This is a genomic window from Kitasatospora sp. NPDC059803 (assembly GCF_042732255.1).
Taxonomy (GTDB): Bacteria; Actinomycetota; Actinomycetes; order Streptomycetales; family Streptomycetaceae; genus Kitasatospora.
In genome coordinates, this window is the sequence record NZ_JBHWIJ010000019.1 from 1 (window position 1) to 18,279 (window position 18,279).

Annotated in this window: 16 protein-coding genes and 1 tRNA gene; 5 read left to right on the plus strand and 12 right to left on the minus strand. The window is 74.0% G+C overall.

The window, feature by feature from the left end; translation table 11 throughout:
* Nucleotides 1–153: 153 nt before the first annotated feature.
* Both ACFV6I_RS05120 and ACFV6I_RS05125 read right to left on the minus strand, forming a co-directional pair.
* Nucleotides 154–978 carry an isocitrate lyase/phosphoenolpyruvate mutase family protein gene (locus ACFV6I_RS05120; RefSeq protein ID WP_380423618.1) on the minus strand — a complete coding sequence of 275 codons (825 nt, stop codon included), beginning with the start codon at nt 976–978 and terminating at the stop codon, nt 154–156.
* Between the two features lie 11 nt (nt 979–989).
* Entirely contained in the window at nt 990–1,475 is a 486-nt protein-coding gene (locus ACFV6I_RS05125; RefSeq protein WP_063348311.1) for a carboxymuconolactone decarboxylase family protein, read from the minus strand.
* 243 nt (nt 1,476–1,718) lie between these two features.
* Between ACFV6I_RS05125 and ACFV6I_RS05130 the strand changes: the two genes are divergently transcribed.
* The 3 genes from ACFV6I_RS05130 (at nt 1,719) to ACFV6I_RS05140 (ending at nt 5,078) form a co-directional block, all read left to right on the plus strand.
* A complete protein-coding gene (locus tag ACFV6I_RS05130) occupies nt 1,719–2,531 on the plus strand; it encodes an NRDE family protein (protein ID WP_063348312.1) in 813 nt (270 codons plus the stop codon).
* A 147-nt stretch (nt 2,532–2,678) separates the two neighbouring features.
* Nucleotides 2,679–3,599: an undecaprenyl-diphosphate phosphatase gene (locus ACFV6I_RS05135; protein ID WP_063348313.1), complete on the plus strand. Its 921-nt coding sequence runs from the start codon at nt 2,679–2,681 to the stop codon at nt 3,597–3,599.
* 51 nt (nt 3,600–3,650) lie between these two features.
* Nucleotides 3,651–5,078 (plus strand): PLP-dependent aminotransferase family protein, encoded by a 1,428-nt coding sequence (locus ACFV6I_RS05140; RefSeq protein WP_380374879.1) that lies wholly within the window; start codon nt 3,651–3,653, stop codon nt 5,076–5,078.
* A 22-nt stretch (nt 5,079–5,100) separates the two neighbouring features.
* Here ACFV6I_RS05140 and ACFV6I_RS05145 read toward each other — a convergent pair whose 3' ends face one another.
* The 8 genes from ACFV6I_RS05145 to ACFV6I_RS05180 form a co-directional block, all read right to left on the minus strand.
* Nucleotides 5,101–5,298, minus strand: coding sequence for a DUF6126 family protein (locus ACFV6I_RS05145; protein ID WP_063348315.1), 198 nt, complete (start codon nt 5,296–5,298; stop codon nt 5,101–5,103).
* A 32-nt stretch (nt 5,299–5,330) separates the two neighbouring features.
* Nucleotides 5,331–5,963: a helix-turn-helix domain-containing protein gene (locus tag ACFV6I_RS05150; RefSeq protein WP_063348316.1), complete on the minus strand. Its 633-nt coding sequence runs from the start codon at nt 5,961–5,963 to the stop codon at nt 5,331–5,333.
* A gap of 88 nt (nt 5,964–6,051) precedes the next feature.
* Nucleotides 6,052–7,785, minus strand: a complete 1,734-nt coding sequence (locus ACFV6I_RS05155; protein ID WP_380423619.1) for a pyruvate dehydrogenase — start codon at nt 7,783–7,785, stop codon at nt 6,052–6,054.
* Between the two features lie 114 nt (nt 7,786–7,899).
* A complete protein-coding gene (locus tag ACFV6I_RS05160; RefSeq protein ID WP_380423620.1) occupies nt 7,900–10,305 on the minus strand; it encodes a glycoside hydrolase family 65 protein in 2,406 nt (801 codons plus the stop codon).
* Between the two features lie 99 nt (nt 10,306–10,404).
* Nucleotides 10,405–11,151, minus strand: coding sequence for an HAD family phosphatase (locus ACFV6I_RS05165; RefSeq protein WP_063348318.1), 747 nt, complete (start codon nt 11,149–11,151; stop codon nt 10,405–10,407).
* 151 nt (nt 11,152–11,302) lie between these two features.
* Nucleotides 11,303–12,103 (minus strand): VOC family protein, encoded by an 801-nt coding sequence (locus ACFV6I_RS05170; RefSeq protein WP_350880560.1) that lies wholly within the window; start codon nt 12,101–12,103, stop codon nt 11,303–11,305.
* A 248-nt stretch (nt 12,104–12,351) separates the two neighbouring features.
* On the minus strand, nt 12,352–12,801 hold the full coding sequence (locus ACFV6I_RS05175) for an SRPBCC domain-containing protein (RefSeq protein ID WP_063348320.1): 450 nt from the start codon (nt 12,799–12,801) through the stop codon (nt 12,352–12,354).
* A gap of 200 nt (nt 12,802–13,001) precedes the next feature.
* Nucleotides 13,002–14,762, minus strand: a complete 1,761-nt coding sequence (locus tag ACFV6I_RS05180) for an LCP family protein (protein WP_380423621.1) — start codon at nt 14,760–14,762, stop codon at nt 13,002–13,004.
* Nucleotides 14,763–15,227: 465 nt separating this feature from the next.
* On the opposite strand from ACFV6I_RS05180, the gene ACFV6I_RS05185 reads away from it, so the two are divergent.
* Nucleotides 15,228–16,310, plus strand: coding sequence for an acyl-CoA desaturase (locus tag ACFV6I_RS05185; RefSeq protein ID WP_063348321.1), 1,083 nt, complete (start codon nt 15,228–15,230; stop codon nt 16,308–16,310).
* Nucleotides 16,311–16,438: 128 nt separating this feature from the next.
* On the opposite strand, the gene ACFV6I_RS05190 is transcribed toward ACFV6I_RS05185, so the two are convergent.
* Together ACFV6I_RS05190 and ACFV6I_RS05195 are read right to left on the minus strand one after the other, a co-directional pair.
* Nucleotides 16,439–16,511 (minus strand) — tRNA-Lys (locus ACFV6I_RS05190).
* A gap of 37 nt (nt 16,512–16,548) precedes the next feature.
* Complete coding sequence (locus tag ACFV6I_RS05195; protein ID WP_380423622.1) at nt 16,549–17,304, minus strand: DNA polymerase beta superfamily protein; 756 nt, start codon at nt 17,302–17,304, stop codon at nt 16,549–16,551.
* Between the two features lie 156 nt (nt 17,305–17,460).
* Between ACFV6I_RS05195 and ACFV6I_RS05200 the strand changes: the two genes are divergently transcribed.
* Complete coding sequence (locus ACFV6I_RS05200) at nt 17,461–18,225, plus strand: SDR family oxidoreductase (RefSeq protein ID WP_380335468.1); 765 nt, start codon at nt 17,461–17,463, stop codon at nt 18,223–18,225.
* Nucleotides 18,226–18,279 lie beyond the last annotated feature (54 nt).

Consider the following 18,279-nt stretch of genomic DNA (forward strand, 5'->3'; position numbering starts at 1 on the left):
GCGCACCCCCCCCCCCGGCCACCCCCCGGTTGCCCGCCACCCCCGTCGGCGGCAACCGGGGCTTCGCCGTTCCCGGGCCCGCCCGGCGCCGCCGGACCGCCCGGCCCGCGCCGCCGGGCCCGCTCCGCGCCGGTCGGACCGCGAGAAGCCCGCTCAGAAGAGGCCGTTCAGCTCCTGGTAGGTCAGCCCGCCCTCCAGGGCGGTGTAGGTGCCGCTCGCGTACACCTCCGCGGCGGCCCGGCGCACCGCCGCGTACGCCACCTCGGCCAGCCCGGGGCCGAGGCTCACCCGGGCCACGCCCAGTTTCGCCAGCTCCGGGACGGACGGCGCGCCCGGCCCCGCCAGCACGTTCAGCGGCACCGGGACGGCCGCGGCCAGCGCGGCGATCGTCTCCCGGTCCGCGACACCGGGCACGAACACGCCGTCCGCACCCGCCTCGACGTAGGCCCGCAGCCGGCGCACCGCGTCGTCCAGCCGGCCCTCCGGCGCGCCGATCCCGTGCAGGAACACGTCGGTGCGCGCGTTGACGTAGGCGGGCACGCCCGCCGCGTCCGCCGCCGCCCGGGCCGCCGCGATCCGCTCGGCGGCCTCGGCCACCGGCCGGCCCTCGTCCTCCAGGTTGACGCCGACCGCGCCGGTGGCCAGCAGCGCGGCGACGGACTCGCCGACGCCGGCGGCGGTCTGCGCGAAGCCGCTCTCCAGGTCGGCGGTGACCGGCAGGTCCACCGCGCGGACCACCTGCGCCGTCCGTACGAGGACCTGTTCGAGGTCGGCGCCGCCGCCGTCCCGGCTGCCGAGCGACCAGGAGACGCTCGCACTGGCCGTCGCCACCGCCCGCGCTCCGGCGGCGGCGACCAGGCGGGCGCTCGCCGCGTCCCACACGTTGGCGAGCACCAGCGGCTCGCCCGGCCGGTGCAGTTCCCGGAGCAGCCGGGCCTTCTCCTGCTGGACGTCCACCATGTCCGCCGTGTTCGTCATGTCCCCGGGCCTCACTTGGCGGCCGGGCTGAGCCGGGAGGCCACCCCGATCCGGTTCCAGGCGTTGATGGTGACGATCAGCGCGATCAGCTGGGCCAGCTCGGTCTCGTCGAACTGGGCGGCGGCCTCGGCGTAGACCGCGTCCGGGACGTGGCCCTGGGTCAGCAGGGTGACCGACTCGGTGAGGGCCAGCGCGGCCCGCTCCCGGGCGGTGAACCAGGGGGTCTCGCGCCAGGCCGGGAGGGAGAGCAGCCGGTGGTCCTGCTCGCCGCCCTTCAGGGCGTCGGTGCTGTGCATGTCGATGCAGAAGGCGCAGCCGTTGATCATCGAGGCGTGCACCTTGACCAGCTCGGCGAGCGTGTGGTCGATGCCCTTCCGGGCGGCGCGGTCCACCGCGATCATGGCCTGGTAGAAGTCGGGGGCCAGGCTGTGCAGCGCGAGGCGCTGGGCGGGGGCCGGGACCGGGGCCTCGGTCGGCTGGTGCTCGTTCGTCGTCATGGCCACCAGCCTAGGGACCTGGTGGACCTGTTCCCTGGTGCATTTGAACCGCGAAATCCTGGGCCACTTCGGCCTGCGCCCGGCCGTGGGGCGAGTGTGCCACGGCGGCGACCGAAAAGGGAGGGCCCTGGGGCGCCTCAGGGCGCGGACGCGCACTCCCGGCGCGCGAACGGGAGTGCGAGGATCGACCGCGGGGGCGCCACCACGCGTGTCCCCGCCGGGCTAGGTCAGGGGGCCGCGATCGTGTGTACGGCGTTCGTCAGCATCGAACCGGGAGCGGCCGTGCCGGTGCTGCTCCTCTCCGTCCGGGACGAGTACCTCGGGCGCGGTTGGTTGCCGCCGGACCACCACTGGCCGGACCGGCCGGCCCTGGTCGGCGGACTCGACCTCGCCGCCGGCGGCACCTGGCTGGCCGTCGACCCCGGGCGGCGGACCGCCGCCTGCCTGCTGAACGGCTTCGGGCCGCTCGCCCCCGCCGACACCCGGCTGTCCCGTGGCGAACTGCCGCTCACCGCCGTCCGGGACGGCGGGATCGGCCACCTCGACCTCACCCCGTACGACCCGTTCCACCTCGTCCTGGTCCGGCCCGACGGCGCCCGGGTCGCCAGCTGGGGCGGCGGCCGGCTGGAGGAGCGCGAACTGCCGGTCGGCCTCAGCGTGGTGCTCAACGACGGGCTGGAGGGCACGGCCGCCAACCGGACCGCCTCCGAGCGGATCCGCGCGCTGATGGCCGCCCGCGCCGACCGCTTCCGGGCCCGCCTCGCCGCCGCGCCCCGGCCGGAGCCGACCGGCGACGGGCCCGCCGAACGGGCCTGGGGCGACTGGCTGCCGATCGTCACGGGCGACGGCCTGCCGCTGGACGACGACGCGGCGCTGATCCAGCGGCGGGACTTCGGCGACGGGCGGATCTGGGGGTCCTCCTCGATCTCGCTGCTCGCGCTCGGGCCGGACGGGCCGCGCTACGACTTCGCCCCCGCGCCGGTGCCCGCCGACGGCGGGGCGTGGCGGCGGGTGCCGCTCGGCGGAGGCGGGTCGGCGGCGCGGTCCGGCGGCTGATCGGCTGCCAACCGGCGACTGGCCGGCAGCGGTGGCGCCCAGACGTCCGCTCGATGAACTTCTGGCGGCGGGGCTGCCGGGCGTCTACATGCCCGTAGTAGCTTCGCGGGGCTCCCCCGGATCCAGACCCCCGAGCGAAGGTGCGCGATGTCCACCCTGACCTACCCGGAAGCGATAGGCGTCGGCCTGCTGCAGGGTGTGACGGAACTCTTCCCGGTCTCCAGCCTGGGCCACAGCATCCTGCTCCCCGCCCTGATCGGCGGGAAGATCCAGCGGGACCTCGACATGACCGCCGAGGGCTCCTCCTACCTCGCCGTCCTGGTCGGCCTGCACCTGGCCACCGCGTTCGCCCTGGTGGTGTTCTTCCGCAAGGACTGGGTCCGGGTGATCGGCGGCTTCCTCAGCTCGATCCGCCGCCGCCGGGTCGAGAGCCGGGACGAGAAGCTCGCCTGGCTGCTGATCATCTCCACCATCCCGGTCGGGGTGGCGGGCCTCGCCCTGGAGAAGGCGCTGCGCAACGCGCTCGGCAAGCCCGTCCCGGCCGCCGTCTTCCTCGCCCTCAACGGGCTGGTGCTGCTCGGTGCCGAACGGCTCAAGCGCGGCGGCACCGGCCGCCGGCGGGCCGGGCACGCCGCCCCGCCGACGGAGGAACCGGGCCTCGACCCGGCGATCGCCTCCGACCACCGCCTCGCCCGGCTCAGCTTCGTCCAGGGCGCCTGGATCGGCGCCGCCCAGATCCTCGCGCTCTTCCCCGGCATCAGCCGCTCCGGTGTCACCATGAGCGCCGGCATCCTGCGCGGCCTGCACCACGAGGACGCCGCCCGCTTCTCCTTCCTGCTCGCGACCCCGGTCATCCTGGCCGCCTCCGTGCTGAAGGTGCCGGAGCTGTTCAAGCCGGAGAACTCCGCCGTCCTCGGCCCGGTCGTCGCCGGCAGCATCGCCGCCTTCGTCGCCGGCTACGTCTCGGTGCGCTTCCTCACCAAGTACTTCGAGACCCGCAGCCTGACGCCGTTCGCGCTCTACTGCTTCCTCGCCGGCGTCGGCAGCGCGGTCTACCTGTCGGTCTGATCCGCCCCCACCCCGGGGTCGAGGATGCCGGGCCGCGCGATAATCGGGCCCGTGAGCAGCTCCTGGACTTCCTTCGGCGGCGACTTGCACCTGGACCTCACCGAGCGGCGCGCCGCCGGGGCCGGGCTGCGGGCCGCCCTGGAGGACGCGCTGCGCGAGGCCGTCCAGGACGGGCGGCTCGTGCCCGGCACCCGGCTGCCGTCCTCGCGGGCCCTCGGCGAGGACCTCGGGATCGCCCGGAACACCGTGGTCGAGGCGTACGGGCAGCTCACCGCGGAGGGCTGGCTCACCTCCCGGCAGGGCTCCGGCACCACCGTCGCCCGACGGGCCGCGCCCGGCCGGAGCCGACGGGCCGCCAGGCCCGCAGCGGGGCGGCGGACCGTCCGGCACGACCTGATGGCCGGGCGGCCCGACCTCTCGCTCTTCCCCCGCACCGCCTGGCTCGCCGCCGCCCGCCGGGCCCTCGCCACCGCGCCGCACGAGGCCTTCGGCTACGGCAGCCCGTTCGGCCGGATCGAGCTGCGGCGGGCGCTCACCGACTACCTGGCGCGGGTCCGCGGCGTCCGCACCGACCCCGACCACCTGCTGATCTGCACCGGTGTCTCCCAGGGCCTGGGCCTGCTCTGCGCCGCCCTGCGGGAACGCGGGGACCGCGCCCTCGCGGTCGAGGAGTACGGGCTGCCGCCGCAGCACGCCGTCGCCCGGGCGGCGGGGCTGGCCACCGTTCCGGTGCCGCTGGACGAGGCGGGCGCCCGGGTCGAGCGGCTCGACGGCCGGTGCGGGGCCGTCCTGCTCACCCCCGCGCACCAGTTCCCCACCGGTGCGCCGCTGGCCGCCGACCGGCGGGCCGCCGCCGTGCGCTGGGCGCGCGAGCGGGACGGGTACGTCGTCGAGGACGACTACGACGGCGAGTTCCGCTACGACCGGCAGCCGGTCGGCGCGATGCAGGCGCTCGACCCGGAGCGGGTGGTGTACGCCGGGACGGCCGCCAAGAGCCTCGCGCCGGGCCTGCGGCTGGCCTGGCTGGCCCTGCCGGACGCGCTGGTCGAACCGGTGGCCCGGTTGAAGAGACTGGCCGACACGATGTCCCCGGTGCTCGACCAGCTGACCCTCGCCGAGCTGATCACCTCCGGGACGTACGACCGGCACGTCCGCCGCTGCCGGCTGCACTACCGGCGCCGGCGGGACCAGTTGGTCGCCGCGCTCGCCGAGCACGCCCCGCGCGTGCGGGTCACCGGGATCGCCGCCGGGCTGCACGCCGTTCTCCAACTGCCGCCCGGTTCCGCGTCCGAGGCGGAGCTGCTGGCCCGGGCCGAGGCCGCCGGCCTGGCCCTCGAAGGGCTGTCCTGGCACCTCGCCGACCGGTCGGCCGCCGACCCGGACGCCGCCCCCGCTCTGGTGATCGGCTACGCGTCCCCGCCCGAGCACGCCTTCCCGGCGGCGCTGGACGCCCTCTGCGAGCTGCTGCGCGAGCGGTGAGGGCCGCGACCGCCCCGGTGGACTACTTGTTGCGGTTGCCCAGTTCGAACAGCAGCATGATGAAGCCGGCGACGGCGTGGATGCCGGCGGTGTAGATCACCAGGCGGACCCCGACCCGGCGGTTGGCCGAGATGCCGGCGTCGACGGTCAACGGGGCGGGGGTCGGAGCGGCCGGGGCGGTGGCCGCGGCGGCCTGGTCGGGGCTGGTGGGATCGGCCATGAGGGATCTCCTCCAAGGGTTCTGACGTCGGGTCAGTGGGTTGCTGCGGGGCCGCCGAGGCAGAGTTCGCCGCCGGGGCTCTGCAGCAGGGTGTGGACGAAGAGCAGTTCGACGCCGTCCGGCGCGTCGGCGGCGATGCAGTGCGGGGTGAGCGAGTCGAAGTGGGCGGAGTCGCCGACGTCGAGGCGGTGGACGCGGTCGCCGAGGGTCAGCTTGAGCCGGCCCTGCAGGACGTACAGCCACTCCTCGCCGGGGTGGACCCGGACCACCGTGTCCTGCACTCCCGGGGGCACGTGGACGCGCAGCGCCTGCATGGCCCGGCCGGGGGCGCCGGCCCGGCGGTAGCCCCAGCCGCCGGCGCGGCCGGGTTCGATGGCGCCGCCGCGCACGACCGGGTCGGGTTCGGCCATGGTCTCGCCGAGCAGGCCGGAGACGGAGGTGCCGTAGGCGCGGGCGAGGCCGAGCAGGACGGGGAGGGAGGGCTGGCGGCGGCCGGTCTCCAGCCGGGACAGATAGGCTGGGGAGAGCCCGACCCTGGCGGAGGCCACTTCGAGGGTCAGGCGGCTGCTGAGCCGGTGTTCCCGGAGGCGGGCGGCGAGGCCGACCACTTCCTGGTCGTCGAGCCGGTCTTCCGGGGCGGCATCCCCGGTCGGGCTGGTGGTCATGTGACCAGTGGACACCCGCCGTGCCGCTCGGGCAAGATTTTTGCCTCAGAGGCAAGAGGGCCCGGAGTCCCCCTCTCTCGGACAGGGCCTACGGCCGCGGGATGTTGCGCAGGTTGCTGCGGGCCAGGTCGATCATGCGCCCGACCCCGCCGGAGAGCACCGTCCGCCCGGCCGCCAGCGCGAAGCCCTTCAGCTGGGCCGCCGTGATGTACGGCGGGATGGACAGCGCGTTGGGGTCGGTGACCACGTCCACCAGGGCGGGGCCGGGCCGCTCCAGCGCCTCCGCCAGCACCTCCCGGACCCTCGCCGGCTCGGTGACCCGCTTGGCCGGGATGCCCATCGCCCGCGCGATCCCCGCGTAGTCGACGTCCCCGTTGTCGATCTCGTACTCCGGGTAGCCCGAGACCAGCATCTCCAGCTTGATCATGCCGAGCGCCCCGTTGTTGAAGACGACGGTCTTCACCGGCAGCCGGTGCTTGGCCACCGTCAGCAGTTCGCCGAGCAGCATGCCGATCCCGCCGTCGCCGGCCATCGCGATCACCTGCCGCCCGGGGCAGGCCAGTTGGGCGCCGATGGCGTGCGGCAGGGCGTTGGCCATCGAGCCGTGCAGGAAGGAGCCGATCACCCGGCGGCGGCCGTTCGGCTGGAGGTAGCGGGCGGCCCAGACGTTGTTCATGCCGGTGTCCACGGCGAACACCGCGTCGTCGGCGGCCACCTCGTCGAGCACCGAGGCGACGTACTCGGGGTGGATCGGCAGGTGCTTCTCGATGTCCCGGGTGTAGGCGCCGACCACGTCCTCCAGCGAGCGGCAGTGCTTGCGCAGCATCTCGTCGAGGAAGGCGCGGTCGCGCTTGGCGTCCAACAGCGGCAGGACGGCCCGCAGGGTGGCGGCGACATCGCCGTGGACGGCCAGTTCGAGCGCGGTGCGGCGGCCCAGCCGGGTGGCGTCGTGGTCGACCTGGACGGTGTGCGCCTGCGGCAGGAAGGAGTCGTACGGGAAGTCGGTGCCGAGCAGCAGCACCAGGTCGGCGGAGTGCAGCGCCTCGTGGCAGGCGCCGTAGCCGAGCAGGCCGCTCATGCCGACGTCGTACGGGTTGTCGTACTGGATCCACTCCTTGCCGCGCAGGGAGTGCCCGACCGGCGCGTTCAGGGCCCGGGCCGCCTCCATCACCTCGCCGTGCGCCCCGCGCACCCCCGCGCCGCAGAACAGGGCGACCTTGCGGGCCGCGTTGAGCAGCCGGGCCAGCTCCTGCACCTGGGACCACGGCGGCGCGGCGACGGCCTGCTCGGTGAGGAAGTGGCTGGTCCCGGTGGGCCCGGCGGCGGGGAGCGCGGCGACGTCCCCGGGGAAGGCCAGCACCGAGACGCCGTGCGAGCCGAGCGCGTGCTGGATGGCGATCCGCATCAACCGGGGCAGCTGGGCGGGGGTGGAGAGCATCTCGCACCAGGAGCTGCAGTCGGTGAACACCCGCTCGGGGTGGGTCTCCTGGAAGAAACCGGTGCCGATCTGCCCGGACGGGATGTGCGAGGCGAGCGCCAGCACCGGCAGGCCGCTGCGCTGGGCGTCGTACAGGCCCTGGACGAGGTGGGTGTTGCCGGGGCCGCAGGAGCCGGCGCAGACCGCGAGCCGGCCGCTGAGTTCGGCCTCGGCGGCCGCCGCGAAGGCGCCCGCCTCCTCGTTGCGCACGTGCACCCAGCTGATGCCGTCGGTCCGCCGGATCGCGTCCACGACCGGGTTGAGGCTGTCTCCGACCACGCCGTAGACCCGCTCGACCCCGGCCTGCCGGAGCACCTCCACCATCTGTTCGGCCACGCTCGCCACGGGTGCTCTCCAATCACCGGCCGCCCGCTGCCGCAGGACACCTGCACCCTCCGACGGCCGGGCCCGCCCCGCACCCGGAGCGGGCCCGAACAGGTGAACGACAGGCCGGCGCGGCTACTCCGCCGCCAGGTGGTCCTGCTGCCCGAGCTTGCCGCTGACCAGGCCCGCCTGCGCCTGCCGCCGGGCGGGCTCGCGGCCGGGCGGCTGGCCGCACCGCTCCTGGGCCGGCGGCGCGGTGGTCGGCAGGGTGACCGGCTGCCCGGCCTTCACCTGCACCGGCTCGCCGTCGTGCCACAGGTGCAGCACCTCGCCGCGGCGCAGCGCGTACGTCGTCCCCTCGTGGGTGATCTGGACGCCCAGCAACTGCCCGCGGACCATCAGCGAGAACCCGAGCCTCATCAGCCCGCCCGGCAGCCGGGGCCGGAAGGACAGCGAGTCGCTGTGGTCGCGCAGCCCCCCGAAGCCCGCCACCAGGGCGATGCAGGCGCCCGCGAGCGAGGCCATGTGGAGGCCGTCGCGGGTGTTGCCGCCGAGGTCGTGCAGGTCCATCAGCGCCGCCTCGGCCGTGTAGTCGTACGCGAGGTCGAGCTGGCCGACCTCGGCGGCGATCACCGCCTGGGTGCACGCGGAGAGCGAGGAGTCGCGGACGGTGAGCCGCTCGTAGTAGGCGAAGTTGCGGGCCTTCTGCTCGTCGGTGAACGCGTCGCCGCGGACCTGCATGGCGAGCACCAGGTCGGCCTGCTTGACCACCTGCTTGCGGTACAGGTCGAAGTACGGGTAGTGCAGCAGCAGCGGGTACTTCTCGGGCGGGGTGTGTTCGAAGTCCCAGACCTGGTGGTGGGTGAAGCCGTCGGCCTGCGGGTGCACGCCGAGGTCCTCGTCGTACGGGATGTACATCGCGGCCGCGGCGTCCCGCCAGGCGGCGGTCTCCTCGGTGTCGACGCCGAGTTCGGCGGCCTCGTGCGAGTGGCGGGCGGCGGCCTCGGCGGCGGCGCGCAGGTTCGTCTGCGCCATCAGGTTGGTGAACACGTTGTTGTCGGCGACGGCGCTGTACTCGTCCGGGCCGGTGACGCCCTCGATGCGGAACTTCCCCGAGACGTCGTGGTGGCCGAGCGAGCGCCACATCCGGGCGGTCTCCACGAGCAGTTCGAGCCCGTACGCGCGCTCGAACTCGGCGTCCCCGGTGGCCCGGACGTAGCGGGCGACGGCGGCGGCGATGTCGGCGCCGATGTGGAAGGCTGCGGTACCGGCCGGCCAGTACCCGGAGCACTCCTCGCCGCGGATGGTCCGCCAGGGGAACACCGCTCCGGCCAGGCCGAGTTGGGCGGCCCGCTCGCGGGCCAGCGGCAGCGTGGTGTGCCGCCAGCGCAGCGCCTGGTTGACGGCCCCGGGCAGGCAGTAGGTGAGCACCGGCAGGACGAAGGTCTCGGTGTCCCAGAAGCTGTGGCCGTCGTAGCCGGGGCCGGTCAACCCCTTGGCGGGGATGGCCCGCTCCTCGCTGCGGGCGCCGGCCTGGAGGACGTGGAAGACGGCGAACCGGACGGCCTGCTGGAGTTCGACGTCGCCTTCGATCTCGACGTCGCTGGTCTCCCAGAACTCCTTGAGGTAGTCGGCCTGTTCGGCGGCCAGACCGTCCCAGCCGGTGTACCGGGCGGCGGTCAGCGCGGCCTCCACCTGGTCCCGGACGGCGGGCAGCGAGCGCGTCCCCGACCAGCCGTAGGCCATGAACTTGACCAGCCGCAGCCGCTGTCCGGGCCGGAGCACGGTGGTGACGCTGATCCGGCAGTGGTCGGCCTCGGCCTCGGCGACGGTTTCGAGCTCATCCGGGCCCTCGATCACGTGGTCCATCCCGGCGGCGACCCGGATCGCGCTGTAGCGGGTGCGGTGCACCAGGACGGCCTTGGTGCCGCTCGCGTGGTGCACCTCGGGCTGCAACGGCGCCTCCAGCACGGCGGAGGCCCGCGGATCGCCCTCGGGGCCGCCGGGCAGCTGCTCGTTGGCGACCAGCTCGGACTGGAGCACGATCCGCACCGGCCCGTCCACCGCCTCGACGCTGTACTCGACCGCGGCGACCGCGCGCTGGGTGAGCGAGACCAGCCGGGAGGAGCGCACCCGGATGGTCCGGCCGGCCGGGGAGGTCCACTCGGCCTCGCGGTGCAGCATCCCCTCCCGGAAGTCCAACCAGCGCTTGTGGCGGATGAGTTCGCCGTAGCGCAGGTCGAAGGGCTCGTCGTCGACCAACAGCCGGATGATCTTGCCGTTGGTCACGTTGATGACGCTCTGGCTGGACTCCGGGTAGCCGTAGCCGCCCTCGCCGTACGGCAGCGGGCGGAGCTCGAAGACACCGTTCAGGTAGGTGCCGGGGAGGCCGTGCGGCTCGCCCTCGTCCAGGTTGGCGCGCAGGCCGATGTGGCCGTTGGAGAGCGCGAACAGCGACTCGGCGCGGGCCATCGCGGTCAGGTCCAGGCCCTGCTCTGCGATCTGCCAGGGGTCGACGGAGAAGTTGTCCAAGCCACTCATGCGCCCACCTCGCTCCGCTCGGCAGCCGATGACCGGCACGCGCGCCTCTCGATGATGAGCTCACTCCGCTCACTCATGCGACTACCCCGCTCCACTCACTCATGCCTGCTCCTCCAGCAGTTCGGCGAGGTCGTCGACGACCACGGTCGCGCCGTCCCGGCGCAGTTCGGCGGCCTGCCCGGTGCGGTTGACCCCGACCACGGCCCCGAAGCCGCCCGCCCGGCCGGAGGCCACCCCGGCGAGCGCGTCCTCGAAGACGGCGGCGTGCGCGGGCTCGACGCCGAGCGTGCGGGCGGCGTACAGGTAGGTGTCGGGGGCGGGCTTGCCGGGCAGGCCCTCGCGCTGGGCGACGACGCCGTCCACGATCACGTCGAACAGCCCCTCGATGCCCGCCGCCCGCAGCACGTCCCGGCAGTTGGCGCTGGAGGACACCACGGCGCTGGGCAGCCCGAGCGCGCGCAGCCGGTGCACGTACGCGACCGAACCGTCGTACGGCTGGACGCCCTGCTCGCGGATCAGCCGCAGGACGGTGTCGTTCTTGGCCCGGCTGATCCCGTGCACGGTAGGGGTGTTGGGCGGATCGGCGTCGGTGCCCTCGGGCAGGTCGACGCCCCGGCTGTGCAGGAACGCCCGGGTGCCGTCCAGTCTCGGGCGGCCGTCCACGTAGGTGTCGTAGTCGGTGACGGCGTCGAAGGGGACGAACTGCCCGCCGGTGCGGGCGGCTTCGGCGCGCAGGAAGGAGTCGAAGGTGTCCTTCCAGGCCGCGGCGTGCACTTTGGCGGTCTGGGTGAGGACCCCGTCGAGGTCGAAGAGGAAAGCGCGGATGTCGTCCGGTAGCCCCAGCATGGGTGCAGTCTTACCCGGGAACGCGGGGAAGCCGCCCATTTCCCGGCGGCGCGTCGCGGGAAGGGCGGCTTCCGGTTGCCCGGGTGCTCGTGGGTGGCCGGGTGGGCTCGTGGGTGCCCGGCGCTGGTACGGCGAGGGTGCCCGGCTGCTGTTACGGCGAGTCTGGCATCTGCGCCTCGGCGGCCTCCGCCACCGCGAACACCGCGCCCTGCGGGTCCTGGACGACCGCCATCCGGCCGGACTGCATGTCGAACGGCGGCTGGATCACCGAGCCGCCCGCCTTGACCAGGGCGTCCACGGTGGAGTCGGTGTCGTCCACCGAGAAGTAGGCCATCCAGTGCGAGGGCGTGCCCGCCCCCAGGTACTTGGGGATCGGCTGCATGCCGCCCACCGTACGGTCGCCGGCGTTGAGCGAGAAGTACCCCTCCATGCCCTGGATGGTCGCCGGGCGCAGCCCGAGCGCCGGGAGGTAGAAGCGGCCGGCCGCGTCGGTGTCGGCGGTGTTGAGCTCGTTCCAGACCAGTGCGCCGGGCTCGTTGACCACGCCCGCGCCGATGAAGTCCATCGCCTGCCAGACGCCGAACACCGCGCCGGTCGGGTCGGCGGCGACCAGCATCCGGCCGATCACGCCGACGTCCATCGCCGGGTAGAGGATCGTGCCGCCGTGCTCGGCGATGGCGGCCCCGCTCACGTCGGCGTCGTCCGAGGCCAGGTAGGTGGTCCAGGCGACGGGCGGCAGCGGCTGGCCCTCGGGCGCGGACCGCGCCATGATCCCGGCGACCGGTCGGTCGTTGAGCATGCACACGGCGTAGCCGCCGAACTCGGCCGGGCCGACCTCGCCCTGCCAGCCGAACAGGTCGCGGTAGAAGTCGAGCGCGGCCTGCTGGTCGCTCGCCATCAGGTCGATCCAGCACGGGGTGCCGGGCTTGTACGGAGCGGTGACTACGGGCATTGCTGGGCCTCCCGAAGGCAGTGGTCGCCGGCGTGGTCGTCGGGGCGGGCGGGTCCCGGCCGCCCGGTGCCGGGCTGCCGGTGCCGGCCGTCAGCGCGAACGGCGGGTACACCGCCCACCATCGGCCCGGCGCCGCGATCCCGCCACCGGACGGCGCCCTGGCGGGCGATCGGACGGGCCCGGGGCCCGTTGGCCGCCGGCGGGCCGTTCACGCGGTGTCGTGCCGCTCACGCCGCCGTAGGGGCCGTTCACGCGGCGTCGTGCCGCTGGGCCGTGACGAAGTACGGCTGCACCTTGCCGCTCTGCGCGTAGTCCTTGAGCCGGACCAGCAGTTCGGCCCAGGTGCCGGCGACCAGCGGGACGCCGTCCTCGCTGCCCGGCTGCCAGCCGCCGTGCCGGAACAGCAGCCGGGTGCGGCCGGGCTCGTCGGGCTGGTCGGCGAGGTCCCAGCTGATCCAGGTGCCGGCCCAGTGCGGCGGGAAGGCCCCGGCGTTGGCCCACACCACCCGGTCCAGGTCGGCCCGCTCGCGGCGCAGCCGGAACGGCTCGGGGACGCCGGGGAAGTCGAACAGCAGGACGTCGCCCTCCCGGTCCACGCCGGTGGTCCACCAGCTGGTCAGCCCGTCGTGCGTGTTGAGCGCGGCGAGGACGACGGCCCGGGGTGCGGCGATGTCGAACTGGAGGGCGATCTCGGGCATGGGGGTCCGCCTTTCGGTGCGCGCCCCCCTTGTCCGTGGGCCGGGTCCGGTGTGCCGGGGTCCCGCGCGTCGGGCCCCCGTCCCTCAGGTCGCCCGGGCCGGGCGCCTCCCCGGTTTCTCCGGCCACCATGGCACGACCCCCGGGCCCGCGCGCCCTGGACGGCGCCGGCCCGGGGGTCGTCCCCACGGCTCGGGTGCGGTCAGCCGCCGCTGCCGTAGGTGGTGTTCGCGCAGATGTCGTCGTCCGCCGAGCGGGCGTCGTTGGTGACGGTGGTCGGCAGCGGCGCCGGGGGCGCCGGGGTGCCGTTCGCGGCCGCGCCGCCCGTCCCGGCGGCCGGGCCGGTGGCGCCGCCGCCGTTGGCCGCCGAGAAGTCCTTGCCGACGATCAGGGTCACGCCCGCCGAGTTGCCGGCCTCGACGCTGGCGCCCGGGAACAGCGCGGCGACCTTGTCGGCGTTCGCCTTCTGCCCGGAGCCGTACTCGATCATGGTGGTCTTGTACTTGGTGCTCGCCGCCTGGCCCGCCGTGGTGGCGACGAACTTGGCGGCCTTCAGCTGCGCGGTCGCCTTGCCGGCCAGGCCGTTCTCGGTCGTCCCGTTGTAGACCGCCACCTTGATCGACGAGTTGCCGGCGTCCGCGGCCGGCGCGGCGGGCGCACTGGACGCGGCCGACTGCGACGCGGCCGGTGCGCTCGGGCTGGCGGCGGCATCCGGCTGCTGGCCGGTGGCGTTCTGCCCGTCGATGGTCTGGTCGGCCTTGAGGGTCTCCCAGAGCTTGTTGGCGTCCGGCTGGACCAGGTCGAGGTCCTTGTCCTGGGTGCGGTAACGCCAGGGCGCCGTCACGAACTTGAGGTCGTGCATGTCGATGTTCTTGAGCGACAGCCCGAAGGAGAGCAGCTTGTCCGCGGAGGCCAGCCCCGGGTCGACCACCAGCGACTTGGTCGCGGCGTCGGCCAGCGGCAGCAGGTTGGTGGGGCTCAGCCCGTCCTTCTTGACCTTGCTCGCGAGCGAGCTGAGGAAGGCCTGCTGGCGCTTCATCCGGCCGATGTCGGAGCCGTCGCCGATGCCGTGCCGCAGGCGCACGTAGTCCAGCGCCTGCTGGCCCTGCACGGTCTGCTTGCCCTGCGGCAGGACGAGGTCGCCCTTCCTGTGCAGGTTGGGGTTGACGTCGCCCTCGTAGATGGCCTTCGGCAGGCAGACGTCGACGCCGTTCACGGCCTTGGTCATCGCGGAGAAGCCGTTGAAGTCGACCACGATGGTGTGGTCGACCCGGATCCCGGTGAGCTTCTCCACCGTGTTCTGGGCGCAGGCCGGGTTGCCGCCGTCGCTGCCGCCGACCGAGAAGGCCGCGTTGAACAGGTCGCTGGACGCCCCCTTGGTCCACTTGCCGTTGGGCAGCTTGCAGGGCGGGATCGGGACCTTCGCGTTGCGCGGGATCGAGATGCCCACGGCGTGCTTGTGGTCGGCGTAGACGTGCAGCAGGATCGTGGTGTCCGAGCGGGCGCCGCCGTCCTCGCCGCCGCCGAGGTCCGAGTTGTTGCCGCCGCGGCTGTCCGAGCCGATCAGCAGGACGTTGACCGGCTTGTTGCCGTCCGCGTCGGCCTGCGCCTCCGGCGGGCGGTCGGTGGCTATCGCGTCGCCATCAAAGGACTTGATGTTGGCGTTCAGCTTGAAGTAGATCGCCCCGCCGGCGCCCGCGATCAGCACCAGCACGCCGGCCGCCGACCAGGCGACGATCTTCTTCACGTTCTTCTTGGGCTTGCGGCTGTTGCGCGCCGCCGCCCGGCCGCCGCCGGCCGCCGCCGCCTCAGGCCTGCCGCCGTCCTTGCCCGCGCCCCGACCGCCGTCCTTGCCCGCGTCCTTGCCCGCGTCCTTGCCGCCGTCCTTGCCAGCGCGGCCAGCGCCCTTGCCCTGGGCGGCGCGTCGGGCCTCCGCCCGGCCGCCGGTACGCGGCGGCGGCACGGACCCATCGCTCCCCGTCGTGAGCGCGCCGGGTGCGTTCTCCCCCCGAGCCGGGCCCTCGCCCCACTGACCTGACATGCGCGTACCTTTCACCGACGGAAGCGACGCCCCGGACGATCTGGCGCACCGCACACAGGGAGACGGTCGGAGCCGTTCCCAGGTTGCACATACGAACATCGGTACAAACCGATGAACGTGGCTTCCGATCATATTTAGGCCCGACGCGGTCACTGACCTCCGGTCCACCACCAACCCCGGCCACCACGGCGCAAGCTCGCCACAGAACGCCCGAAACCAGCCGATTACGACGTGACCTACGCCACCTCTCCCCGCCCCAGCGGCACCATCCGGCACCACGCGCCGCACGTCCGCCGCCGCCCGGGACGGTCCGGGGGTTATCCTCACCCCGCCCCAGGGGGATGCCCCCGTTTCTCAAGGCCCGTTCGCTAGACCAGACTCAGCACCATGACCACCGATACCGCGGGGACGCCGACCGCGAAAACCCGGCCGCAGCCGCCCGCCGGACCACCGGACACCGCCCCGCCCGGAACCGGCGGGAGCGACTTCGCCCAACTGCTCGGCCGGATCAGCGCCGAGGCCCTGCTCGACCGACGCCCGGTCTACTACACCGTCCGCGCGGGCCTCGTCCTCGCCGCGTTCCTCGGCGGCTGGTGGGCCATGTTCGCCCTCGGCGACACCTGGCTCCAACTCGGCCTGGCCGCCGCGATGTCCATCGTCTTCGCCCAACTCGGACTGATGGCCCATGACCTGGCGCACCGCCAGGTGTTCACCGGGCGCCGCGCCGGCGAGATCGGCGGCCGCATCGTCGCCAACCTCCTGATGGGCATGAGCTACGGCTGGTGGATGAACAAGCACACCCGCCACCACGCCAACCCCAACCACGAGGAGCGGGACCCGGACGTCTCCCCCGACCTCGTCGTCTGGTCCCAGGACCAGGCCAGGAGGGCCAGCGGAATCGCCCGCTTCATCGGCCGCCGCCAGGCGTTCCTCTTCTTCCCGCTGCTCCTGCTCGAAGGCCTCAACCTCAGCTACAACAGCTTCCGCGCGCTGCGCAGCCCGATCATGAAGCGCCCCTACCTGGAGGGCTTCCTGCTGGTCGCCCACTTCGCCGCCTACCTCGGGCTGGTCTTCGCCGCCCTCCCGGTCGGCAAGGCCTTCGCCTTCCTCGCCGTCCACCAGGCGCTGCTCGGCGTCTACTTGGGCTGCGTCTTCGCCCCCAACCACAAGGGCATGCTGATGGTGACGCCCGGCATGCGGCTCGACTTCCTCCGCCGCCAGGTCCTCACCTCCCGCAACGTCCGCGGCGGCTACTTCATCGACGCCCTGATGGGCGGCCTCAACTACCAGGTCGAGCACCACCTCTTCCCCAGCATGCCCACCCCGGCCCTGCGCCGCGCCGCCGTCCTCACCCGCGACTTCTGCGCCGAGAAGGAGATCGCCTACTACGAGACCGGCCTCTTCCGCTCGTACCGCGAGATCCTCACCCACCTCCACCAGACCGGCGCCCCGATCCGCGCCGCGGGCTGACCCGCCCACGACCCACACCACACCGCGGCACCCCGGCTACTCGACCAGCCGGGGTGCCGCAGTGCGTTCACCGGCGGCGGACATGCAAAAGGCCAGGTCAGAGGGTTTCTGACCTGGCCTCGGTTCGGTGGGCCACCAGGGGCTCGAACCCTGAACCTACGGATTAAAAGTCCGCAGCTCTGCCAATTGAGCTAGTGGCCCGTGGCCCTCGTCCCGGTTGGGGAGGGCCACCGTGATCCTACCCGGTGGGGCGCAGGGCTCCGCCAGTGGATTGCGCGGGCGCGCCGGGGGCGGGGGGCGGAGCGTAGTGGGCGGCGCGGACGCGGCGGAGCCAGGATTCGGCGGGGCGCGGGTCCGGGGCGGCGGGGAGGACGCCGGGGCGGGCCAGGCGATCGGCGGCGTCGGCGAGCAGGGACTCGGCGACGGCGGGGCGGTCGGCGATGCGTTCGCCGAGGTCGCGGACGTGTCCGGGGTCGGCGAGGCGGACCAGGTTGTGGCCGGTCTCGTGCAGCCGGACGGCCTGCGCGACCAGCCGGACCAGGTGCCGGGCGTGCTTGGCGGCCCGGCCGCGGGTGGCGGGGTCGGTGGTGTCGCGGGTCAGCAGTTTGCGGAACTGCTGCTCTGCGTAACCGAGATAGGCCTTCCGGACGGCCGATTCGCTGAGGAAACTCGAGCGGATCTCAACCAGTTCGGCACCGAGCGGGGTGCGGATCTCGTACAGGTCGTCCGGCAGCCAGACGAGCTCGGAGGCGGTCGGGTTGCAGGACAGCGCCAGACGGCACCACTTGGCGGCCTCGTGCAGGGTGACGTCGGGCCCGGTGGTGACGTGCGACTCGGCCGGGCGGTGCAGACCGTGCAGCTCCTCGGTGGGGGCGGCGTACAGGCCGAGCCGGTCGACGTCGGAGCCGGCGTGGGCGAAGCCGTACGCGGTGGAGCCGACCACGCCGGCGAGCAGGACGGTGCCGGGGACGGCGGGTGCGGGTGCGTCGGGCATCGTCGGTCTCCTCTCGACCGGCAGGCTGGCAGGACGGTGCCGGCGGTGAGGGCGGTGGCGGCGCCGTACCGCATCCTCGCCGGTCCGGGCCGCTCCGGGCGAACGATTTCCGCGCCGGGGCCCGCCCCGGACGGTCCGCCGGGTAGCGTACCGACCATGTCGACCACCATCCCCGACGACGGCGTCCTGATCGTCACCGGCGCCGGCCGCGGCATCGGCGCCGCCACCGCCCTGCTCGCCGCCCGGCGCGGCTACCGGGTCTGCGTCAACTACCGCACGGACGAGGCCTCGGCCACCGCCGTGGTGGACGCCGTCCGGGCCGAGGGCGGCACCGCGCTCGCCGTCCGGGCCGACGTCACCCGCACCGCCGAGGTGGAGCGGTTGTTCACCACCGTGGACGCCGAACTCGGGCTGCTCACCGGCCTGGTGAACAACGCCGGCACGCTGGAGAAGCAGTGCCGGCTGGAGGACATCGACGAGGACCGGCTGAACCGGATCTGGGCCGCCAACATCACCGGCCCGTTCCTGTGCGCGGCCCAGGCCGTCCGCCGGATGTCCACCCGGCACGGCGGCCGCGGCGGTGCCATCGTCAACGTGTCCTCGGCCGCCTCGCGGCTCGGCTCACCCAACGAGTACGTCGACTACGCGGCCGCCAAGGGCGCCGTCGACTCGATGACCCGCGGCCTCGCGCTGGAGGTCGCCGCCGAGGGGATCCGGGTCAACGCCGTCCGCCCCGGCCTGATCCACACCGACATCCACGCCCTCGGCGGCGAGCCCGGCCGGGTCGACCGGGTCGCCCCCGGACTGCCGATGCGGCGCGGCGGACGGGCGGAGGAGGTCGCCGAGGCGATCCTCTTCCTGCTCTCCCCCGCCGCCTCGTACACCACCAACGCGTTCCTGGACGTCTCCGGCGGGCGCTGAAAGGTTCCCTCCGGTTTCCTTCCGCCGGCCCGCCCGCCGCCCGTACCGTGGGGC